General features: G+C 37.7%; 17 protein-coding genes. All 17 read right to left on the bottom strand.

Translation table 11 applies throughout. The features are described from left to right. Window position 1: 1 nt before the first annotated feature. The 17 genes from AC3WU2_RS22755 to AC3WU2_RS22675 all read right to left on the bottom strand — a co-directional run bounded on the left by AC3WU2_RS22755 (window position 2) and on the right by AC3WU2_RS22675 (window position 20,015). A complete protein-coding gene (locus AC3WU2_RS22755; RefSeq protein WP_492457282.1) occupies window positions 2–937 on the bottom strand; it encodes a stalk domain-containing protein in 936 nt (311 codons plus the stop codon). A gap of 90 nt (window positions 938–1,027) precedes the next feature. Beyond that, a complete protein-coding gene (locus AC3WU2_RS22750; protein WP_492457281.1) occupies window positions 1,028–1,999 on the bottom strand; it encodes a hypothetical protein in 972 nt (323 codons plus the stop codon). Further along, entirely contained in the window at window positions 1,986–2,537 is a 552-nt protein-coding gene (locus AC3WU2_RS22745; RefSeq protein WP_492457280.1) for a hypothetical protein, read from the bottom strand. Before AC3WU2_RS22745 ends, AC3WU2_RS22750 begins: the two co-directional genes overlap by 14 nt. A gap of 15 nt (window positions 2,538–2,552) precedes the next feature. Then, entirely contained in the window at window positions 2,553–2,912 is a 360-nt protein-coding gene (locus AC3WU2_RS22740; protein ID WP_492457279.1) for a hypothetical protein, read from the bottom strand. 69 nt (window positions 2,913–2,981) lie between these two features. Further along, the gene (locus AC3WU2_RS22735) at window positions 2,982–3,461 is read right to left on the bottom strand and encodes an ABC transporter permease (RefSeq protein WP_492457278.1); all 480 of its coding nucleotides are present in this window, start codon (window positions 3,459–3,461) and stop codon (window positions 2,982–2,984) included. Window positions 3,462–3,551: 90 nt separating this feature from the next. Further along, complete coding sequence (locus AC3WU2_RS22730; RefSeq protein ID WP_492457277.1) at window positions 3,552–5,651, bottom strand: hypothetical protein; 2,100 nt, start codon at window positions 5,649–5,651, stop codon at window positions 3,552–3,554. Continuing rightward, window positions 5,635–7,521, bottom strand: a complete 1,887-nt coding sequence (locus AC3WU2_RS22725) for a pilus assembly protein CpaF (RefSeq protein ID WP_492457276.1) — start codon at window positions 7,519–7,521, stop codon at window positions 5,635–5,637. The genes AC3WU2_RS22730 and AC3WU2_RS22725 overlap by 17 nt, the downstream gene beginning before the upstream one ends. A gap of 4 nt (window positions 7,522–7,525) precedes the next feature. Next, window positions 7,526–8,359 (bottom strand): CpaE/TadZ family protein, encoded by an 834-nt coding sequence (locus tag AC3WU2_RS22720; RefSeq protein ID WP_492457275.1) that lies wholly within the window; start codon window positions 8,357–8,359, stop codon window positions 7,526–7,528. A gap of 4 nt (window positions 8,360–8,363) precedes the next feature. Then, window positions 8,364–9,047: a hypothetical protein gene (locus tag AC3WU2_RS22715; protein ID WP_492457274.1), complete on the bottom strand. Its 684-nt coding sequence runs from the start codon at window positions 9,045–9,047 to the stop codon at window positions 8,364–8,366. An 11-nt stretch (window positions 9,048–9,058) separates the two neighbouring features. Beyond that, on the bottom strand, window positions 9,059–10,069 hold the full coding sequence (locus AC3WU2_RS22710; RefSeq protein WP_492457386.1) for an SAF domain-containing protein: 1,011 nt from the start codon (window positions 10,067–10,069) through the stop codon (window positions 9,059–9,061). Between the two features lie 23 nt (window positions 10,070–10,092). Further along, window positions 10,093–10,965 carry a hypothetical protein gene (locus tag AC3WU2_RS22705; RefSeq protein ID WP_492457273.1) on the bottom strand — a complete coding sequence of 291 codons (873 nt, stop codon included), beginning with the start codon at window positions 10,963–10,965 and terminating at the stop codon, window positions 10,093–10,095. A 281-nt stretch (window positions 10,966–11,246) separates the two neighbouring features. Continuing rightward, window positions 11,247–13,121, bottom strand: coding sequence for an AAA family ATPase (locus AC3WU2_RS22700; protein ID WP_492457272.1), 1,875 nt, complete (start codon window positions 13,119–13,121; stop codon window positions 11,247–11,249). 1,304 nt (window positions 13,122–14,425) lie between these two features. After that, window positions 14,426–14,731, bottom strand: coding sequence for a zf-HC2 domain-containing protein (locus AC3WU2_RS22695; protein ID WP_492457271.1), 306 nt, complete (start codon window positions 14,729–14,731; stop codon window positions 14,426–14,428). Window positions 14,732–16,481: 1,750 nt separating this feature from the next. After that, a complete protein-coding gene (locus AC3WU2_RS22690) occupies window positions 16,482–16,958 on the bottom strand; it encodes a hypothetical protein (RefSeq protein WP_492457270.1) in 477 nt (158 codons plus the stop codon). Continuing rightward, entirely contained in the window at window positions 16,955–17,563 is a 609-nt protein-coding gene (locus AC3WU2_RS22685; protein ID WP_492457269.1) for an ABC transporter ATP-binding protein, read from the bottom strand. Before AC3WU2_RS22685 ends, AC3WU2_RS22690 begins: the two co-directional genes overlap by 4 nt. Beyond that, the gene (locus AC3WU2_RS22680; RefSeq protein WP_492457268.1) at window positions 17,560–19,551 is read right to left on the bottom strand and encodes a DUF1430 domain-containing protein; all 1,992 of its coding nucleotides are present in this window, start codon (window positions 19,549–19,551) and stop codon (window positions 17,560–17,562) included. The genes AC3WU2_RS22685 and AC3WU2_RS22680 overlap by 4 nt, the downstream gene beginning before the upstream one ends. A 98-nt stretch (window positions 19,552–19,649) precedes the next feature. After that, on the bottom strand, window positions 19,650–20,015 hold the full coding sequence (locus tag AC3WU2_RS22675) for a mediterrocin family bacteriocin (protein ID WP_492457267.1): 366 nt from the start codon (window positions 20,013–20,015) through the stop codon (window positions 19,650–19,652). Window positions 20,016–20,119 lie beyond the last annotated feature (104 nt).

Below are 20,119 nucleotides of genomic sequence, written 5' to 3'. Positions count from 1 at the left end.
CTCAGTTGAATGGATTTTCTAGTGCAACTATGTAATTCTTAGGAATTGCTTTTCGAAATGCGATATATTCCGCTGTATTAAAATCATATTTAGTCCAATCTCTATCGGTCATTTTACCGTTGATAAAGACATCAGATCTGCTCTTCACAGGATAATAACTTGTAACGGTGCCATCTTGATGCTTTTCTACTGCACTTGTAACTTCCCCCCGGTCCTTTGCATCAGCATTCTTCTGCAAGAAAATAATTGGATTTCCTACCCCTGTCCGTCGAATAGCAAGAAAATCTGCTTGCTCCTTATATCTCTTGACTCGTTCGATACTGTAAATAATTTCCCCAGTGCTTAACTGCACCGGCAAATCGCTTTCTTTTATTATTTTTATTCCAATATACTTATCCCCATATGGGCCCTCCAGGAGTGTTTTATCGTATTTAAAATAATCCTTGAACTCCTCTATGGGAATTAATTTGAATCTATCATCATCAGTATTTGGTACCTTGTGATCTCCAATCCAGACCCAACTTCCGACTGAATCCCAATCTACGTTTTGTCCAAAATTCTCACTAATAAATCTTAGTGGCACAAAGGTACGGCCGTTTGTCGCAATTGCCCTTGTATCAAGCTTCACAGCTTGGCCATTCACCGTAGCCACATCGCTTCCGATAGTCAATTGAATCGATCTATTATCCCCTTTAAAAGTCACGATTTTAGCAGCGTAATCCACTTTAGCTCCCAACGCTTCACCAACACCGCGGAACGGTACCATTACACGTCCAGATTCGTTGTATGGATCCCCACCTTTAAATACAATCTTCTTACCATTGAACAAAACTGAAATTTTCGGGTTCACTTTACTTTCAGCCATTGCACTACCAGTGGATGCCACTAGAGCAGCTAATACACTAGATAATACTAAAACTTTGAATTTCCTTTTCATTACTCATTCCCCTTTTCTTGGATAATCTTATAACTATATTATACCATATAAATAGTTAGATTGTCTAACCATTTATTCTCTACCACTCTATCAACTTCTGCAGCGTTTTAAGATGAATCCCTCTTTAGCCGCCTCTTTCTGCGAAGAGAATATCTTTTCCGCATTAGATGGAGCGCAGCCGCTAGCGTATGCGTACTTTACTCCATTCTCAGTAATGCCGTAGAAACTACGTCCTTTGAGTACACGAGATCCCCCAAGCGCATAGTTATTATAAACTCCCGTTCCCATCGGCAAGCCTTGAATGAAAGAAATAACTCCAACATCATTGATGCTATTCTGCCATTCTTCATCCGGTATCGTTGGTAGCGTAAACATATAACTGATCCCATTACGTTTAACGGTTTCATTGTGCAAATTGATTACATGAGCAAGTTCTTTCTGTATTAATTGAATAATCGTCTGGCGCCTCACTTTTTCAAAAGTAGATGCATCTGACAGAAGCGGGACACTTACTTCATTCGCGATATCCCGTCTGTATCCACGTTTCCACTCCTTTGTACTTGGCATATAAACGGTCACATAATCATCAAGCGTAAAATGAAGAACATTCCCTGCATCATCGACATAGGTATACGGCTTAGCCGGCTGCATAACATATTTGAAATACGTTTGCCCGGTTACCTGGTACTCCTCTTCCGAATACAGATACAACCCCTCATAACCAATTACACCAACGGCCGGAATGTAGTTCTTGATCATTTCCTGCTTAATGGGATCATCCACCGCGTTCAAATTGATGAACAGAGTATTTAAAAATGTGCTGATGGCCAAGTCAACGTTTAGGCTGAATCGTTTCTCGGAATCATAACCAGAATAATCCTCTGCCTGCTTCACTTTGGACTGCAGAGCGAAAGCTGCGTCATCAACCGCAGAATCGAGCATCATATTGTACTGACTCTCTGTTCGGATATTAAAAGACTGTTCCGTTGCGTGTAATCGGTTAATCCATGTAAAGGGAAACGCAATAAGAACAAAGAATATAACAAACTTAAATGTCTTCATTACGAACAAGCCCTCCATAAGGAATTACGATCTTTGCATTGTTAGTTGATCCGCCGGTTAAAGCATCCATAATAACGGTTGCGGGCGTCTTATTTGTATTGGTCACTGTCATGCTTAAATAATCTCCGATGTTCATTTCAAATCTCCTAGATTTATCGTCAATCGGCTTTCCGTTATTAGGGAACAGGACCGTGAGAATATCATTTGTGGTTTGCAGCTCATAATTCAACAAAACATCATCCTGGAATGAAGCTGGAACCGTTGGATCGAGATATACCGGGTCATATCGTTTTTGGTAATACTCCATTTGAATGTCAAAGCTATTTCCAGTGAGAGAAATTTCATCATAAAAATCGCTATACATTTGAGGGGTAATATACCCCTTATCCCTAGCGGCATCTACAAAGCGATTGACGCTTTTGTATACAAGCATCGATGAAATATCATCTTGCCTTTGGTAGGTATCGGAAATTGGAAATACAAATAGCAGCAGTACGGCTAAAAGGGCCCCAAATACTTTAAGTAAAGGATTTATCACGAACTATTCCCCCTCTCATGTATAAGTAATTTGCTGTATTACCCCATTCGCATCGCGATCAACACGAGGTGAATACAATTTATTCGTTTGAATTCTTGAGACATTAATGTCTTCAACAGGAGTTCCCGAGACATACCTTGCGCCCTCAATTACGATCGGCGCGCCGCCCTTCTCCAAAAGGTAAATAAGAGAAATGATGCTTGCCCCCGATACCTGATATCGCTCAGTTTGTTCAAGAGTTGTAGTGATAGAGCGATCGTGTGCACTATTCACCTCATACGCTTGCTGCAGACCAGATGAGATCATGCGATATGAACCAATAAATAGCTCAAGGGCCACAATAAATATAATGACTGGAAACGAAAGGTCCATCATATGTCGGGCTCTCTCATCCAATTCAATCAACCCCATTTAGAAAAAGGGAGTCTTTCGACTCCCCCTACTTTATTTTTGAGAAAATTCGATTCCGCGAACCATGTTGTTTGGATCGATGACTAGTTTTGATTTAAATTTGCCTGAAGGATTGACATAGTTAATACTACTTTCTAGTAATCCGTTCTGCTGTAACCACTCCGAAGGAGAAGTATTATTTCCAGCCGGGTTTCCGGCGATCTCCCCTTTAGAATCAAAAATACGGCCATAATACAATCCAGTTGAGTTCTTACCTGTTATAACTTTTACCCCAAAATCATCTTGTGTGGAAAATTTTCTAACTGCATTTACCACTTGAGATCCACTTACTTCCGTTCCATCATATACGGTAAAAGCAGTACGAGATAACTCCGTTTGGATGTTCGAAAAACTGCTTTGCGCGGTCTTCGTCGCCTCTTGAGCGGATACGAATAAAACGACTGCGATTGTAATTAATGCGATTGCCAAGAAGATACCTGCTGCCATGACGAGTGCTTTTTGTGCGTTACCCATAAAATAATTGTCTCCTTTAATAGATGTTTTTATTAGAAGCGGGTTACTTGCACCTTTCACAGGTGCTCAATGATACAAGGAACCCGGATCTTAAAGAGTTGAGATTTGATCGAAGTATCCTTGCATCTGAATAAAGCTTGAGTAAACTAGCGGGAATACGAGATATAAAAAGACTAGGACGTACATAGGTGTGAAACCGATCATCTGCCCCCAAGATGATTTAGTGGTAATCATCTGTTCATAATCCTGTTTCCGCTTTTCGTAATAGTAATTGATGTCCGACTCCAGATCGTCGAATGCACGTTTGATAGAGATTTTTTCTACAGCTAGCTGCAGCTTTTCAACAATTCGTACAAAGGGAATAAACGGAGCATCCTCTTTTAATTGCTCCAGCGCTTGAAATGCGCCGGACCTGTAATTCATCAAACATTGCTGAAGTGGTTCTTTGAAGATTTGTGCATACCTCTCCATCCAAACAAGGATCGATTCGACAGACATATGTTCAAATTCCCTGAGGATCACAATAAGTGACAAATACTCGTCGACTTCAAGCTGCATGTCCATCATGCGTAATTTACGTTGAAACATCAGAATCCAAACCGGAATCCAATATAATGAGTATCCAATTAGAATAGCAGCTGCGAGCTGCCACCACTTTAAATAAGTGTTATCCAACTCGATTATCTTCTCGTATATTCGCGCAGAAATTGTATTTACCTCAATCGGGTTCAGATCCAGGGTATTCGCTTGTTGCACAGCACGCTGGATCGTAAGAAGTAGATCATCACGCTCTATCTCAAGCCGTTGAATGTCTGTAATGATTTGCCGGTCGAACGCCGTGTCCGCGTTCGCTTTTTCGAGCTCCTTAGCAGACATTTCACCAAACATCGAAGTCTTTGAAGCTGTAGGCGCATAGAGAATGTTGTGCTTTTTGCTTTCCTGAAGGTAAAAAAGTAAAGACATAACCAACACGAATGCAATGACCGAAAAAATTATTCGACGCAAGTAGAACCACTCGACCGTTAGATTCGAATTCGTTTCCTTAAGCAGCCGTTGGATCGTTTGGTATTCTCTCTTATGGGGGCCAGGGATGAAGCGTATCATTAGACTCCGAATCGGTTTTATCTCAAGCAATTTGCTTTCCCACTTATATTTCTTTTTCTTGGCCCGATAATTCCCCTCATTGTTTTCTTGAAGCTTACGGACCAATACATAGGACAGCAGCGTCACAGCGAAAATCACAATCGTAACGATGATTCCAGGCTGCCCCTCATAAAAACTATTAAGGATCGGAAAACTTCTCCCGGCCCATCGCTTAATTGGAACAATAAAGAACATAGGAATAATCGCAATGGCCGTTAGGCTCCGGAATAAATAATTTAGCTTCTCACGCTTTAGAATCTCTAATCGAATGTCATTATTCATCCGGGTCAAAGCGGAAAGATACATCGAGCCGGTTGTCAGAACGCGATCCCCAAATTGTTTAATCAAGAACGAGAACCCAGCAAACCACTTCAAGAAACGATTAGGTGCCTCCTCGTAATATTGATCTAACTCTTGCTCCGGATAATTACTGGTTAAGATTTCATAAATCTTTTTCCCATGCAGACCCGTTTCATAACTAGAGGACTCTGCTCCCTCAAGAACCGCCTGATCAACCATCCCATGACGATGAAAATGGTGCCTCACATCCCCCGTCAACTCTGGAATCTGTTTAAGGAGTCGGAACTCTATTCGGGAAATGAACGCATCAATAATGAGGGCATTCACAACATACCCCATGATCAAAACCTGAAAAATGGAAATAACGGTCCGATTGATTAGGAGCAGAATGACTCCCGCCGCGATCGTAATCAACAGCGTTGAGAACGTTATTTTCATAGTCTCTTTGCGCATGGTCCGTTCGTCGTATGCGTGGATTGAACGGAGCTTACGACGAATGTTCTGCGTGTAAGTGCGAAGCAATGGAACCTTCATAGCGATAGCGAAAGAAGACACCAAAAACTCGTTTAGCTTTCTTCTCCACCCCCGCTTGTTCCCGACTATTAGCTCCCTCGTAAATTGCTCCAGGTATTCATCCTCAGTGTTTTCACGTCGTCTTGAATAAAACTTGAAAACCACGAACAAGACCAGCGCTAGGAACGCGAAACCACCCGATATTAGAATAAGCAGATCAAGATACTTGCTCATGCTTCGGCCCCCAGTACTTGTTCAGAAAATGACCGAACGCTTGTCTGTCTTGGTCATTCATATGACTAAGCATTTCCTCGCGATTCGCATCGGAGATCGGGTTTCCTACCACATACTCACCATTCCTGAACTCAAGGATGTTGTTTTCGATAAAGCATTTTTTATCACTAGCACGCTTGCTTTCGATTACAGTCGACATAAAAATTGACCATTTCGTATCCATATCCGTCGCGTTTATGAATTCCTCCGGTAAAGGATCTTCGACGAGTGGAACGCATTCCGTGATTCGTTCAATGTATCGCTTTCCATCATTGTCCCGGCGCATATGTATGTCGAAGTTCAGTACGCTTACGACTTGTTCTTCAGCAATTTTTTCATTACTGAAGATTCCAACTTTCAATAACGCATTACGTAAATTTTCGATTAGCGATCGTAGCGTCTTCGCATGATGCGTGAACACTGTAAACAAACTCGCCACTTGAGCCATCTGAATCATCCACGCTGCGACTGGATCCGTTGCAACCTCACCCAGGATATTTACCGTTCCGTCTGTCTTTTTCTGAATATCCAATCCTTCTTGGCCACTTATGTTCTCCGTTTCACGGAACGTTAGAATATTTCGCATCGGATAAATCTTTCGAAGATGCAATTCAAACGCCATCTCCTGAACGCGCAGCGGATAGATCGCTGAGATCTCGCGTACTAACGCCATTAACAACGTTGTTTTTCCTGAACCTTGTGCACCTGTCACCGCGATGATGCGGCAACCTTTGACTAGATACTCAAGGAGCCAGATAGCAAACTCGGCATTCGGATCCTTAATCAATTGTGGTAGCGTGGCATTTGGAACATCAAATTTCCGAACGAAGAACGACCACGATTCCGAAAAGCCTGGGCGAACTACAACGATCCTTGAACCGTCCTTCATTTCATTCACCTTATATGGACTCGTCTCTGATAATTGCCCGGAGTTATTGTAGGTATAGATATTCTGACATACCCGTTTAAGCTCCATCTCACTTCCGAATGACAAAAAGGATAGGTGTATAGATTTACCTTTGTAGAACAGCCATACACTGTCATGGGCTTGCGGTACTCCCCCGACTTGATCCAAGTACAGATCATAATCATCTGCAATCTGACTCATAAATGTACTTGGGAGCCCGGACACACCGCCGGATACACCATCCACAACCTGATCACGTATGTCATCGATCACACTGAACCCTAGGTATAATTGGTAGATGCGCTGTACAACAATCTGCAGCTTATCTTCTAATTTAAGAGGCCGGTACTCTTTCTTAAATATGTCATGGATCTCATTGGACGTGATGATGTAGGATTCGGTCTTTCCGTTCTCGATAACCCTTTTGGGCCTGGCGAGATCATAAGCTTCAATGAGGGTAGACAAGGCTTGATAGCCATACTTTTTCTTATACATGTGAAGCAAAATATCGAACTTGTCCTGCGCGCTCAGTGCACTAGCATGATCAAAACTGATCGAATAGTTGAGATTTTCGTTATTCACCCCGTAGGTTTTAAGCAACAAGTCGAAGATAAATTCCTTCACATAAAGCTTGTCGTTGATATCACCGGTAGAGCAGCCACGCAATGCCCTCTGAAGATCTGCTCGTTTATTTTTACGCCGGTGGTACTCCTCCTCTGAAAGCTCTAGATCACTAAGATTTGCAGTGGTAATTTCATTGAAAACATCTTTTACGAACTGAACCATCGTAGGGATCTTATATTTTTTCTTATCATCATCAATAGGATCCGGAAGTGATTTCCGCTCGGTCAAGCGAAAATACAATAGAATTCCAACAACACACAAAACCAAGAGGACGAAAAATATGTTAATCAATACCGACACGGGTCTACGCTCCTTTTTCTTCTAAGATTTTGGATTGTAGCCCACATTCGCGAAGAATGGCTTTGCTCAGTTTACGTGCCTCGGTTATGAAAGAATAATTTACATCATTCTTTCGCACTTTCATATTCCGAAGGAAGAACTCTTTTACATTATGTTCATTAACCTCATCTGCATATTGCGGACAACGTGGGATCGTGAAAATATTATCCTTTAGGCCGTAGTCCCGAGTGAATTTTTTGACTGAAAACCTCGAATTTGCTTCATAATTCCCCAATACGTAAATGATCTTTTTATTTGCAAAAACTTCAACGTCTTTCATTTCTGAGAAGAACTGATCGACAACGAACATGTTTTGATTGAGATTAACAACAATTACATCCGAATTTCGTAATACCTCATTTGTGAGCTCGTTACGAAAGCCGCTGTTTACATCCACAAAGAGTAAATCATAATGATTCTTTGCAATCTCAAATATGGATGTAACGACTTGGGAGATGTTACTGTAAATCTCTTCACTCGGTTTAGTCGTTCCCATTAAGAGATCAAGCCGGTCTTTATAGACAATGTGGGTATAATCCTTGATAGTATCAGTTGTTAAGCGATTGCTTCGTACAAGTCGCTCTAACGCGTCGATTCCATGATCTGAAAAGGAAATTAAACTCCGATCCGGCTCCTTGTGATCGAAAAACGCTTGTTCAAGCGTTGAGTGTGACCATTGAGTATGCGTAACCAATGTCTTTGCCATGTGTTCGAGCGCGGTCACACAGCTCGCTGCGATCATATTGGACGTTGTACCGGGTTGGCCATGGACCGGTGACCAAAATGCTACTTGTGCCATGTATTTACTTCCTCCTTTGTAGAGCCTTCCAAGATTTCTTCATTAAGCCCCGGTCTAAATCAAAAAGTAAGGTTGCGGCTGCTTGTACTGCAGTAACATATGAATTGGTCAAACGCTTCACTGTAACTTTCATATGAAATGCGTTTTCAATCTTGAGCTGGGCATCCCACTCATCAAACGGAATTAAGTGGACCGGTGAGAGAACGATGGGTAACTGGTTATAAATTTCAGTGATATAGTCCTCGTCAATGCTGCATTCCAATGCGCGGAAAATGAATGATGGCATAGATAATGGTTTATCAGTCGATGTCATTTCTTGTAATAGTTTTAAGTTTCGGAAAACAACATCCTTTTCGAATGTGGATACAAGGAAGTGGATTGCATCAGATAGTTTAGCTTCCTTCAAAAATTCTGGTCGATCTAAATCAATTAGAACAAGATCGTAACCTGACTTATCGACCGCTGCTAAAACATCTTTATAACGACTAAACCCTATAGCAACATCAACACCAAAGTAATCCACAACAGTACATTTCGTTTCCCAACCTTTCGAAACGGTAAATCCTAACCATTGCCTTTCAGTCGCATCAATGACAAGGACCTTTTTATCTGCTTCCTTTAAGAAAGAAGCAAGGTATAAGAGGAAGTCGCTTTTGTCACAGCTCCCTATAAAAACACCTGTTTTCATTTATGACCCTCCTATGGTGTGAAACTTGCATTCTGATTGAAAATATCCTCAGTTGAAGTCGCATTCGCATCACTTTCCACATTATCCGGATTGGTGGTGTTTGTAGTTGGTTTCGTTTCACCCGACGGATCTGCAGCGACATTGGAATTATTAGGTACCGTTTGGTTTAGTGAAGGATTTTGTGTCTGGGAGCCATTCGAAGTATTGTCCTTCCCCTGTGGAGAAATTGGTGTTGGTGTAATTCCCGCTTCTTTTAATTTCTCTAAACGTTCATCAAGCGATTTGCGCATCATCGCAGTTAGTTTTTGCCTAGCTGTAGATAAGAGATCAGGATTGGTCTTCATCAATTCCAGAACAGCATCATTAACCGGATAGTTCACATCTGCTTTTTCCTGATATCCAGGTTCGATATATGATAAGCCGTACAGTTTACCCCCGTTTAGATAGGCGTCTACCATAGCAGATGAGAGTGTAAGAATCTCAGATTCATTCATCTCGAACCAAACTTTCCCTACCTGAAGATCTTTAACCTTTTTCTTGGACATTACGATGTAATCTTGTCCTGTAGGAAAATTGATCCGTACGTCAATGAAATCATTTGTCGTTAACTTTTGTGGTAGATGAATCTCCGTAAATTCGTTGTTCCGTAAATCCATGGATAATTTATCCTTCTCAAAGACCAACGATTCGGTGATCACCGTATTCGGCTTGATTGCTACCTTTGCGATCTTATTAATAATTTCATCAAGGCTGCTTATGGCATCTTCGGATACCATGCTTTTAAAAACTTCAACTGGTTTAAACAATTCCTTGGTGTACTTAGATCCCGCCGCGATATCTTTTTGAGTTACATACACGATAATGCGGGGCTCTTTCTCTTTCTTCTCGTATTCAGCAATGATTCTATTCTTTTGCTTCATGTACTGAGTCTGGTTATAGACCACAACACCAGCACCTATGACGCCTGAGAATACTGCCCCTGCTAATCCCGTGATGATTAAATTTTTCGTGCGTTGGCGCATGATTGACACAAATTTCAACTCCTCTAATCCTCATTAATTCTCTTAAAATACGCAGCCTTCTTCTTTTCCAAAAAGGATATCCGTTTCATCTGAAATGAACTGATTTTATCCAATGCAGCATGCATATCCTTTGATAGCTGGTATGGGTCCGGACAAGATGGAATTCCGATGACATCAAAATCGGAAAGCTCTTTACGAACATCACCTAGTGAAAGATCCAATCCTTCGTTCACACAGATTCGCCAATCTTCGCAATCTGGTTCATATTTCTGAAGAAACTCCATTAAGGTATGTTGCTTCCACTCGGCACTTCTTGATACGACCACGGAAATGTTAGCGCGGAAGAACTGATCATGCATTGATGACTCTTCAAGCTTACCCGTGTCCAAGATCACATAGCTGTACTCATTCATTAACTTGGACATATCATCCGTTTCGAAAGAACGGTAATAGGTCACACCATTAATTACAAATGACGGGCTATTGATGAGATGCTTTGTCCCTTCATAAGCCTTTTCGATGTAACAAAACTCATCCAGGGCATTAGCTTCAACCAAAGCTACCTTGTACTTCTGCTTTACTAAGTGGTTAGCAAGTGCAATGGAGAGATGCGTTGCACCCGCTCCACGATCCACACCAGCAATCGCAATGACCGATGTACCGACATGCCGTTCAATTACCCGCTCTTTTACTTCATGGATGTTCAAATCCACGGAGGCTGATGCTTCTTCAAACCATTTCATTGTTTCCTTAGTGGACGGCATCTTTGATGTGCTATTTAAACCAACAAATCTATTGGTTTTCTTTGATGACTTACGCCGTGAAAGAAGCAAAAAACTAACACATGAAATGATGGCGAACCCACCTAATGCCCAATAAACGATGCTTGATTTCACTATTTTTCTCCTTTCTGAGGAAATAAAAAAAGACGCAAACTCACTCCAAAGGAGTGAATCTGCGTCTTTCGCTAAATTGTTACATTTAATTTGTTGTATACAATATACATTAAAACAATAAAAAACACAATTAGGATGATCAAACTTATAACATAAACTCATCTATCTGGACTTACAATATCACCTTTATACCTGCTTAATGAATTATCCTCTGATGTCGCGGCTGAAGAGAATAAATAAGTTAACGTAGATTAGCGTGAATGCCAGTGCAAAAAGTCCAGCTATCCATTTTGTTCTTTTATAAAGTCATATATTTTCTTAATCAATTTTTGCGCTTCGGTTGAGAGGTCGTTAAAATTCTTAGTATAACTAATAGCACGTTTACAGAATCCCAACTTGTCATTAATCGTACCCGAAGCAGCCCCATACTTCGATTTTCTTGATCTATTTTTTAGATTACTATCAATAAAGGACCCTATATATTCATTTTTATAATCATTCTCTATAAAATTATGCCTAAATTTTAGTTTTGCTACTGAACTTCTCTCATATTCCGAAATTACTTCTAAAAGTACATTTTTACTTATCAAATTTTCAATCTCTCTACAATCTAAGCAATAGTATCGTTTTCCTAATTTCCTTTTCAATTTTCTATGACGTTCATTTTTGACTTCACCATCCTTATCAGTGACGAGGAATAACCTGCTACAAAGTCTGTCAGCATTCATTGTTTTATACGTTTCCTCTTGTGATCTATCTTCATCATCTAAAAATGACCAATGAGTTATATTGCCACCACTATATTCCACAAATGAATAATGCAAATCTTCCTTAAAATGCTCTTTTTCTTTATCTGGTAATGATTTAAAGTATAAACCTAAATAATGCCTAAGATAAAATCTATCAGTGATTCCTTCCACCCATATTGTACAATTCGATAAAAATACAGATGAATTTTTAACACCAATCAATTCAAGAATACTGTTATCTTCATTACTGGTGTTTTCAATGATGAAATTCGCTGTTGCCTCTCTTGCCATTCCCTCATTTTCCAGACGTTTCCTAAATGTATAGATTGAGATTGCATCTACATCTAAAGTAATATCTAAGAAGTGATTTGAGTGAGTTGTTATAAAATATTGAAAATTACTAAAACCCATGAAGGTATCAATTAATTTTCTTTGTAAACCAGGATGTAGATATAACTCCGGTTCTTCAATAAAAACTAATAAATTCTCATCCTTGTTGATAAATAGTGGGAAAGTAAGAATAATAATAGATTGAATACCGTCACCCAGATTATAAATAGGTTGTTCCTTCTCTTTGCCTATTTTGACATTTAGAACATCTGAATTTATTGAAGGTATTAGGGCAACTTGTTGCCCATCAAAAAAAGTATCTCCTAAAAATTTTTGAAAGTCACTGATTTTTTCTCTTGCTTGCAAATCACCTAACAATAGTTCTTTAACTTTTTTATACATTTCGAGCCCAGAAAAAATTAAATCAGAATCCTCTATGTTTGGAAAATAGTCATGTTTTGTTCTTTTGGAATAAAAGTCAACTTCATTATCAAAAGGTCTTAACCCCCGTAACGTTGGTATATACACCTTTTTAAAACTATATTTTCCTGGAGAAGAGCCAACAATCTCCTTAATTTTCTTTGAATAATCTTCTCCAATGGATTTTAGATCATACTTTATATTAGTATGTTGGTCATCACTAAAACCATAGTAACCTCTTGTAGTAACACTTACGTTTGAAATTGAATTAACATTTCTTAAAGTCTCAACACAACGTTGAAACATAGCCAAATAATCAATCTCACTTTTTATATAATTTATTTCGGCTATAGTAGATAGATCAGAAACACAACTCCCATAGTCAACGATACCGAAACGGTTTATTATACTTTGAACATCGCTTTTATAAGAATCAATAAGTGAATTTAACTGAGGAAGGTCGACTCTTGTTGGAACTATAGAATAGGATGGCTGATGAAACAAATTTCTCACAAATCTACTTTTGCCTGAGTTATTTGAACCAATGAACAAATTTATCTTTGAAAGATTGGACAACTGTTTAATCTCAGTTCCATTTAGATGGTATCCCTTGAATGATTCATTATCTACTAACATTTTTTTAATATGATAATCCATTATTTATGCTCCTTCGACAAATCATTCATTCTCGTCTCTAATACATTTTTCCCTCATAAAAATAGAAAGACCGACTACGGTCCTTGGTTGATTGATTGCATAATAGCCTCAATTCATCTATATGCAATCATAGGTATGATCTTCCATAAACTATAACATAATATGTCAGGATGTTTAATAATTCAATATTTTATTCAGGAAAATTGTCATAAATTTCTCCAATTAAAAGCCTCGCATTAGTGCGAGACTTAATAACTTCAATTGATGTTCCCTACCTTATTCATTCAGTGATTGAAAGTAACATAATGCTTTGGTTCTTCACTAGTATTTCTTCATTGGTACAATTCACTCTAACAACATAATCATTCTTATTTGTAATAGTAATTAATTCACCGATTATGTTTTCACCATTAGTGATCTTTATTGTAATTTTTAAATGTTTACCAAAAAAGGTCCTTGTTGTTGCTTCTGCAGCACTCTTAGATGAGTAGTAAAAAGAATAAATAAACAATAGACTCATAGCTAAACAGATTAAAAATAATATACTATCTATTAGATTAACCGTATAACCGTTCATTATGATATAGATATATTGATACACTAAATAGCCAAAAATTATCTCAACAGAAACATATCCAATAAATATTTAAATGATATATCAAATCTTTATATCTTTCTCTCTTTATTCCTAACAAAAGAAAATTCCCAATGAGAGGGAGAAATATAAATAACGCATAGACACTCTTAAAATAGGTATGTGTGGCATAAATATATCCTCCTATCAGTAATATACCGAAGAACAGGAATATATTCTGCCCAATGTACCGCCTTGTTTTAATCATGTTATGTACTTTCTCTATGGTACTAATATTCTGTTCTGTAATCGTTGTTATTATTTTTGATGTTGAATCTATTACTGATTTATTCACTATAAGCACCTCTTTCGATTCTACTTTAACAAACAAATCAAACCTCAGCCATATCGGATGAAAAAATAGACCGGCAAAAATGCCGATCTACTTTTTTAATTCTTTTCTTCATTCCCCGCTGCAACCTCACTCAAATACCTTGCCCACGACCATCCTTTAAACGATTCTAATGAGATTTGCTCATTGTTCCTTCAAGCATACAAAAACCCTCCACGAACTATCGAATGCGCCTCTTGATGTTATTCATTTTCAATATATTGTACCAATATGTAGTATGTTATAAAAATTACGATCGAGGAGTTCGTATATAACCATCTGTTAACTTTGCTCACTACGGCAATTTTTTATCACATCAGCAGATACTTTCATAATCCCTCATTTAAACAGACCTACATAACCTCCAAATAGCAACACGGCACTGAGTAGACCTATGACAAACGCTTTTGCTTTAGAACGTTTCCAATGAGCTGCTATCCCTTTTATTGCTTCTCCCTCACTATAATTTTTTTCAACCACTTCTATCGGCAAGCTTATTGCTACCTTGATTTTGTCCATTTCTAGTCGGCAGCTCTGGCATTCTGCAAGATGTTCTTCAACTAATCTGGCGCTTTCAAAGCTGCACACCTCGTCATAATACAATGGCAGTAAATCTTTAATCGTCTCACACGATATTTTCCCCAATACCTTAATCCTCCTTCAACAGGTCTTGTACTTTTCGTTTGGCTCGGTGGAATGTAACCCTTGACCATCTATCTGTTTACTCAAATATTTGGCTAATCTGGGCAAACAACAATTCTCAAAACACCTTAAAGTAAATACTTCTTTATAAGGCTCCTCTAAACCATGTAATTATTTTACCAATTTTGAAATCCTCTTCCTTATCAATCAGCGATTCTTCGATACTTGTTCTCACTTGCAGCTTCAGTTGTATTATATGCCACATACCGCTTTTGCCTTTCCGAAGGGTTGGAGAAGAACATTGATTTTACATTGGCCCTTAAATTGATGGATGCTGCTTTTTTAATAAAAGTTTCCTGTGTTATCTCTTAAGCGACTGTCCTCTGCAAATAGACAAGACAAACCTGTAAACATCCTTGAAATATTGATTGTATATATTCAAAATCCGTCTTATTCTTACCTCCTCCATATATAAGACTTATCTATAGACGATTCGTTACAAAGTTTATATAAAAATCAAGCCTAAAGCCTTCCTGAAAGTTGATGGAACTCACGAGAATGGCCTTCATTCAATCCACTTTGGGTTTTAAAAAATGAAAATGACCCCCTCAATGAATTGAGCTCGTTAATCGAGATAGTCATTTTGTTTTGGATTTCATTATCCGACCAAAATCTGAATTCAAAAAATAGCCGTCATCATATTTGCAAATCTTTGTTTTCTTCGCTTGATTTATCAAACCCACAATGGCCACATATTGTGGAGTGAATGATCTCATGTGCTTAATCTCCCTCCTATTAAATACTGTACAATTGGGACAATCATTAATTGGTATTTCACTTCGCTGATTTTATGGTCATGTAGTATTCTATTGGTTGCTTCTCAGTTCTCAGTTGAAATATTATATTTAAATGCAAATCTAGGGAAACAAGCGCCTTTCATTTTTCGATTTCACTCCAACTCGGAGTATATTCCTTTCGGGCACCTCTTCTGCAATTTTTAGCCATCCAAAAAAAGAAATCTACGCAGATGTTACCTTATTGAGTATCTAAAACAATGCGTACTCGTTTGTACCAGTTTTTTTGAGGCTGTCTTATGTACTCGCCTAATATATATTTGATCTCATTATGAATTAGCTTAGTAACTGTTTTCAGCTCGTAGTAGATTGGAGGATTAATATCATTTCGATTTCGACGATAAAAATGCTCTAACATTAAAATCACTTTTCTCTAAAAGACATAGTCATATGCATATAGGCATAGAGAATTGAAATCACAGCCATCCTCTTTCCTTAATTCCAGCACCTGCAGTATACAATGATGATGTCCTTGTAGAAGTCTGTTTAAGATGTAGTCTCAATTATTTAAAAAAACTAATCTATCATCAAAGAATTTCTCACGGAAAGTATCTGATCGAAGATCATTTTCTATGAGCATCGATGTTCACGGACGGACGATGCAAAGTTTGCACATGGACTCATTTTTGCGAGATCCCGTCCGATGTGCATCCTACAGATACGGGCCATTTGGAAATTGCCCGCCGGCATGTGATCAAATTTCTTAAACATCAGTCGCGTTTCATGAATCGATAGCCAACCGTCTTCATTTTTACGAATCTGGCGATTTTTTCTTTGTTTTGAAGTGCTTCAGCATGAGCGAGCATGCCAATGTCCACACTCTAGACAAAAAGTCCGCAATATCGCGGACCGCTGCCTAGTAAGATATTTAAAAATAGATGATTACTCTGGAGGAACTATTAAGTTAAACTCCATTGTTTGTTCACTTTATCAAATATTTTTTGAATGCCCTCTTTATTTCTTTGAATAACCTCTACCATTTTTTTATAATCTTTTTCGCTTTCCCCTAGCCGAAGGGCTTTGCCATTGGCATCTACCATTATTTCATAACCACCACTAATGTCTTGTATGCGAACCCCGTATTCATATCCTCCAAACACTTTGGGCCAAATGATTAAAGAAACATTGCCATCAGGTGCAACAGACCCCAAATTACCTGTAAAAAATAAAAAAACCGGTTTTTGAACATTAAAGTTATAGCCATCAGAATCTACAATATGATTTGAACCGAATCTATTCTTTGGAACCGTCTCCGTATAAGGAGCATAATTAACACTTACATAAACAAACCAGGACAAACTCCACACTAGAAAGCCCAATAAAGCAATTCCAACTATAACAATCAAGGCTTTTCTTTGTCTAAACATTGTTTTCATAAGGTGATAATCCGCTCCCCTTTCTTCTTTATTTCTTCGTCATGCGTCACCAAAATTACCGTTTTCCCTTGGTGATGCAGATGCTTAATAATGTCCAATACAGCTTCTGCATTTTTTTTATCAAGTGAGCCAGTTGGTTCATCTGCCAAAATGATCTCGCATTTTTTCACCATTATTCTTGCCAGTGCTACTCGCTGTTGTTCCCCTCCAGATAAGGTATATACTTTTTTATTCAGCTTATCCTTTAAACCAACCATTTCCAAAGCCTGTTCAATGGATACTCCTGATTGACAATCTCTAAGGACGAAATTCAAATTCTCTTTCACCGTCTTATTTTCTACAAATGCAAAATTTTGAAAAAGAAATCCAATTTTATATTTTAAGTACTGAAGTTGGTATTTTCTATTGTGGATATTGAAACTGTCCACAAGAATTTCACCGCTGTCAATAGGTTCAATCGCTCCGATCATATTGAGAAGAGTCGTTTTACCACATCCGCTTACGCCAGAGAAAATAACGAACTCACCATTTTCTATTTTAAACTCCAGATTAGAAAACAAGACTCTACCTTCAAATGATTTCGATACGTTATTGATCTCTATCATAAGTTCCCTCCCTTTAATATTTTTTGTATTTTGGCTTTTTCGAGCTTTCGTATGTAAGTCAAAATAATATAGAGTTCGATTAACAAAACAAATAAACTGCCATAAATAAGATAGTTAAAAATATCCATTTTGAGATAAAATATCACAATCGTTGCCCCGAACACACCTAGAATTGTAGGGATTAATGTGACAAGTAATATTTTTCTGTTTTTTTGCCAAATATTATATCCTAGTATCTTTTTTATAGATAATTCTAAAGCGTTTACTTCATATTCTAAACGAAGTATAGACTTAATGATTACAAATTCTAGAACTAGTATTAATATACTTATTATTATGTTCAAGTACAGAGTTCTCTTCATAATATTCCACTGATATTCATATCTCTCAAGTGCATTCGTTATTTTGTAATGTAGTTTATTATTTTGTGAACTATGTTCAGCAATGTAATTGGCGACCATAGCGGGAGAAAGTTTGTACAATATATCATGAGCATAATCTAAACGGAATGGACTTACGTCTGCCGAGTCAACTCTTTGACTTTGATCCACGTTATTATAAATAATGATTGGACTTTTCATATAATAACTGCCGTTTAATGAAAGTTGATCTATGCATATTAATTTTGGGTTGCCATCATAAAAGAGAATATCAAAGTCATATTGGAATTCATTTTGTTCAATGATTTCCAGACTACTTTTCAACTTATCAATCATATCTGAATCGTTTTTCATGTGGCTAGGTAATATAAAATATAATTCTTTTTGCAGATTAACTTTGCTGAGCTCATCTATACGTTCTTGCAAGTAAGCCAAGCTATTTTGGTTTGCCAACATCACATTGCTGCTCAAAACGCCTGAAGTAACGAGTTGTGTCGCATCAAACTGATTGAAAAACTTGCGGTAAAACTTTTCCGTTACCAGAAATCCTTCATGAAGCTTTGCGATGGAGTGTTGTTCATCCTGATCAGGCATAGAGCCATATGCCAACTCTACATAATAATAGTCAGCACGTTCTTTAAAAAAAGTGCGCTGTTGATAAAACTGTAAGGCTTCAAGAATAACGACAATGTTACTAGAAATAACGGTTAATGCAATGGTGACAGTAACAATTTTTAATCCATAATTCATAATAAGTAACTTTTTTGAGCTTTTTACATTTATCAATGCTTCTTTAATATTGTAGAAATAAAGGTTCATATATAACAGAGCATTAAAAAACAACATTACACTGAAAATTCCGGCAGAAATCTGTAAGTGAAAAAATGTACTAGTATAGTTTTGTAATACAAATAATAGTGCCAAAAACATAATTAAATACATGACAGTATCCAAAACTATATTTCGTAAAACAATGAAACTCGTTCTCTCTCCTAAAGAAATCCGGATAAAGTTCTCCTTTTTCTGTAAGATCACATCATAATAAGATAGAAACAGCATAACGATTGAGATAAGGAGCCAAATCAAAAATATATTTACTGTTCCAGAACTACTATATCCTTCTTGTGGGAAATTCCCTGCATAAACTCCATTCAGATCATCTTTAAATTTAATAATGTTATCCTTATCCCCAATAAGATAATATTGGGATATGCTTGCCAATTCTTCATTCTGTACGAGGTCTTCTAGTTCATAAAAAATGATTTTCTTTGTACCTGATAATAAGCTGGGAAAGCTACTTTCATAAATCTGATAATTCTCCTTGATATATTTATCTGTATCTTTGGTCCCATAAATGCGACGTTCGCTTAATAACATACTTTTCACATCTGATACGACAGTATATAATTTCACTTGGTTTTGTTCGGCAGCTTTTGTTATATCTTGGATCATTTTTTCCTTTGTATTGTTAGGTGATCCATTCAAGAAAAGCGTAGTATTATAGCTGGCTGTTTCAAAATTATCTAAATACAATTGGTAGCTTTCACCGGTAATTAAAAAACCAATTACCATCAAGATGAAACTAATAATGAACTTTATTTTTTTCAATCATTGTACTCTCCTTCAGCAAATATACAGAGATACACAGAGCAGGATGTACTACTCTGTATACCTCTGTATACTCGTGTATGAATAGTTGAATAATTTTAGTAGCTCATCGTATATTGAACCCAACTATTATTATGTGAAACTTCAATTTTAGCCCAGCTCATTTCTGAAGCACTAGCAGAGTTACTACTTGATCCTCCTCTAGTAACGATTGCAGAATGTGCCTTCCAGGAATGATTTGTCCAAACAAAATCCTCGTCAATTGCGAATTTGTTAAATCCGTATTCCATGTACGCATAACCCACTCCAGAACCATCATCTTTTGCAAGCGTCCATGCTGATGTAAAATTTGATGCACCATTTTTAGAGTCATAAAGTGTAGCAGCAGATGCATTGCTAGCTGCCAGTGCCATATACACTAGCAAAGCGGATGTTATGATAGCTTTTGCTTTAAACTTTTTCATACATAAACCCCTTTCATAACCTAAATTGAAATCAAGCCCCAATAACCCCATTTGTGTTTGCTCTGGTTGAATAATTGTCGTGCAATCATCTCCTCTCAAGTTAA

The sequence above is a fragment of the Paenibacillus sp. EB106-05-06-XG162 genome (assembly GCF_058791655.1).
The sequence above is the reverse complement of the archived record's forward strand: the minus strand, read 5'-3'. Positions and strand labels throughout refer to the sequence as shown.

Excerpts from the sequence above, each read along its gene's own strand:
- AC3WU2_RS22755 (WP_492457282.1), bottom strand. The coding sequence starts at position 937 with ATGAAAAGGAAATTCAAAGTTTTAGTATTATCTAGTGTATTAGCTGCT.
- AC3WU2_RS22750 (WP_492457281.1), bottom strand. The coding sequence starts at position 1,999 with ATGAAGACATTTAAGTTTGTTATATTCTTTGTTCTTATTGCGTTTCCC.
- AC3WU2_RS22740 (WP_492457279.1), bottom strand. The coding sequence starts at position 2,912 with ATGATGGACCTTTCGTTTCCAGTCATTATATTTATTGTGGCCCTTGAG.
- AC3WU2_RS22735 (WP_492457278.1), bottom strand. The coding sequence starts at position 3,461 with ATGGGTAACGCACAAAAAGCACTCGTCATGGCAGCAGGTATCTTCTTG.
- AC3WU2_RS22730 (WP_492457277.1), bottom strand. The coding sequence starts at position 5,651 with ATGAGCAAGTATCTTGATCTGCTTATTCTAATATCGGGTGGTTTCGCG.
- AC3WU2_RS22720 (WP_492457275.1), bottom strand. The coding sequence starts at position 8,359 with ATGGCACAAGTAGCATTTTGGTCACCGGTCCATGGCCAACCCGGTACA.
- AC3WU2_RS22715 (WP_492457274.1), bottom strand. The coding sequence starts at position 9,047 with ATGAAAACAGGTGTTTTTATAGGGAGCTGTGACAAAAGCGACTTCCTC.
- AC3WU2_RS22710 (WP_492457386.1), bottom strand. The coding sequence starts at position 10,069 with ATGCGCCAACGCACGAAAAATTTAATCATCACGGGATTAGCAGGGGCA.
- AC3WU2_RS22700 (WP_492457272.1), bottom strand. The coding sequence starts at position 13,121 with ATGGATTATCATATTAAAAAAATGTTAGTAGATAATGAATCATTCAAG.
- AC3WU2_RS22690 (WP_492457270.1), bottom strand. The coding sequence starts at position 16,958 with ATGAAAACAATGTTTAGACAAAGAAAAGCCTTGATTGTTATAGTTGGA.
- AC3WU2_RS22685 (WP_492457269.1), bottom strand. The coding sequence starts at position 17,563 with ATGATAGAGATCAATAACGTATCGAAATCATTTGAAGGTAGAGTCTTG.
- AC3WU2_RS22675 (WP_492457267.1), bottom strand. The coding sequence starts at position 20,015 with ATGAAAAAGTTTAAAGCAAAAGCTATCATAACATCCGCTTTGCTAGTG.